At 68.8% G+C, this 2,109-nt stretch carries 2 protein-coding genes, 1 pseudogene and 1 riboswitch; of the genes and pseudogenes, 2 read left to right on the top strand and 1 reads right to left on the bottom strand.

Features of this window, described 5'->3' with window-relative positions:
- A pseudogene (locus AC1D15_RS28645) lies at nucleotides 1-223 on the top strand (polyhydroxyalkanoate depolymerase); the annotation flags it as partial.
- 228 nt (nucleotides 224-451) lie between these two features.
- Nucleotides 452-637, top strand: a riboswitch (yybP-ykoY riboswitch).
- 8 nt (nucleotides 638-645) lie between these two features.
- The gene (locus AC1D15_RS28650; RefSeq protein WP_477828684.1) at nucleotides 646-1,215 is read left to right on the top strand and encodes a TMEM165/GDT1 family protein; all 570 of its coding nucleotides are present in this window, start codon (nucleotides 646-648) and stop codon (nucleotides 1,213-1,215) included.
- On the opposite strand, the gene AC1D15_RS28655 is transcribed toward AC1D15_RS28650, so the two are convergent.
- A partial coding sequence (locus tag AC1D15_RS28655) for an efflux RND transporter permease subunit (RefSeq protein WP_477828685.1) occupies nucleotides 1,216-2,109 on the bottom strand: 894 nt, incomplete at its 5' end.

A 2,109-nucleotide genomic window follows, 5' to 3' on the forward strand; every position in this document is an offset into this window, starting at 1 on the left:
CCGCCGCACTGCGCTGCTGACGGTCGAGGGCGAGCGCGACGACATCTGCGCGCCCGGCCAGACCCTCGCCGCGCAGGACCTGTGCAGCGGGCTGCGGCCGTACCTGCGCACACACTACGTGCAAGCCGGCGTCGGCCACTACGGCGTCTTCAGCGGCCGGCGCTGGCAGAACCACATCTACCCGATCGTGCGCGACGTGATCCACGTGTCGCGCCAGGTGTGACTTCCGTGACAGCCGATCCGCCAAGATGTATCCGGCGGGTTACTCAATGGCCACATCTGGTTACGAGTTGACTTGCAGACTGCCGCTTCCCGCACTTGCCGAGAAGGAAGCGACGATGACAACCCGCCCTGCAGCCTGCCCCACCGATCGCCTGACGGGCGACTACTCGACACTGGACATCGACCTCACCGTCAGCCTCGACGACATCCGGCGCGACTACAATGCGCCCCACCCGTCATTGGGGAGTAGCCGCCCTGCAGCCACTGCAGGGGCTTGCGTCAACACACTTGGCCCTCAGGCCATGGCGCAGGCAGCAGTGACCCTGTCACAGGCCTGGCAAGACCGATGACCGTGCTGCCTCCGGAAGGGCCGGGGTTGCGGCGCGGTCGTTGCGTCCACCGGCCCCGGAGTACTGCCCCCTCATGGAAGCCTTCCTCGTCTCGACCGGCGCCGTCGCGCTCGGCGAGATCGGCGACAAGACCCAGCTGCTCGCGCTGCTGCTCGCCGCCAGGTTCCGCCGCCCGCTGCCGATCATCCTCGGCATCCTGGTCGCGACCCTCGTCAACCATGCGCTGGCCGGCGCCGTCGGCACCGCGATCGCAGCCTGGCTCGGGCCGGACACGCTGCGCTGGATCATCGGTGGGTCGTTCCTCGCGATGGCCGCGTGGATGCTGGTCCCCGACAAGATCGACGAGGACGAGGCCGCCCCGCAGCGCTTCGGCGTGTTCGGCACCACGGTGATCGCGTTCTTCCTCGCCGAGATGGGCGACAAGACGCAGATCGCGACCGTCGCCCTCGCCGCGCGCTATGCCGACCTCGGCGCGGTGGTGGCCGGCACGACGCTCGGGATGATGCTGGCCAACGTGCCCGCGGTGCTGCTCGGGCACCAGGCCGCGACGAAGCTGCCGATCAAGCTCGTGCACGGCATCGCGGCGGCGATCTTCGCGGCGCTGGGCCTGCTGACCTGGTTCAACGTCGGGCACCTGTTCTGACTACTTGGCGATGAGATCCCCGCTCGGCAGGGCCGGTGCTTCGTCGTGCACCGGCGAGGGTTTGCGCTCTCGCACGAGGTAGGAATACACCACCGGCACGACGATCAGCGTCAGCAGCGTCGACGTGATCACGCCGCCGATGATGGCCCGCCCCATGCCCGCCTGGATCTCGCCGCCCTCGCCGAGCGCGAGCGCCAGCGGCAGCATGCCGAACACCATCGCGGCCGTCGTCATGATGATCGGTCGCATCCGCACCAGCCCGGCCTGCAGCAGCGCGTCGGCCATCGAGAGGCCGGCCTTGCGGCCGTGGTTCGCGAAGTCGACCAGCAGGATCGCGTTCTTCGTCACCAGCCCCATCAGCATCACCAGGCCGATCATCGAGAACAGGTTCAGCGTCGAGCGCGTCACCCACAGCGCGATCATCACGCCCAGCAGCGCCAGCGGCAGCGACACCATGATCGCCACCGGCTGCAGGAAGCTGCCGAACTGCGAGGCCAGCACGATGTAGATGAAGATGACGGCCGCGACCAGCGCCATCAGGATGCCGCTCAGGGCCTCGGCCTGGTCCTTGGTCTGCCCGCCGACGTCGAAGCGGTAGCCCGGCGGCAGCTGCGTCTCCTTGACGATCTTCTGCACGTCGGCACCCACGTCGCCGCTCGGGCGGCCCTGCGTGCCGGCATAGATGGCCTGGCGGCGCTGCAGGTCCTGGCGCTTGATCACCAGCGGGTTCACCACCGGCACGATGTCGGCCACGCGCGACAGCGCGATCGGCGTGCCGTCCTTCGCATAGGCGACCGGCAGGCTGTCGAGCTGCGTGATGTTCTCGCGCGAGGCCTGCGGCAGCCGCAGTTCGACGTCGACCTGCTCGCCGTCGGGCGAGGTCCAGTACGTGGC

The sequence above is a fragment of the Rhizobacter sp. P2_H2 genome, assembly GCF_056403375.1.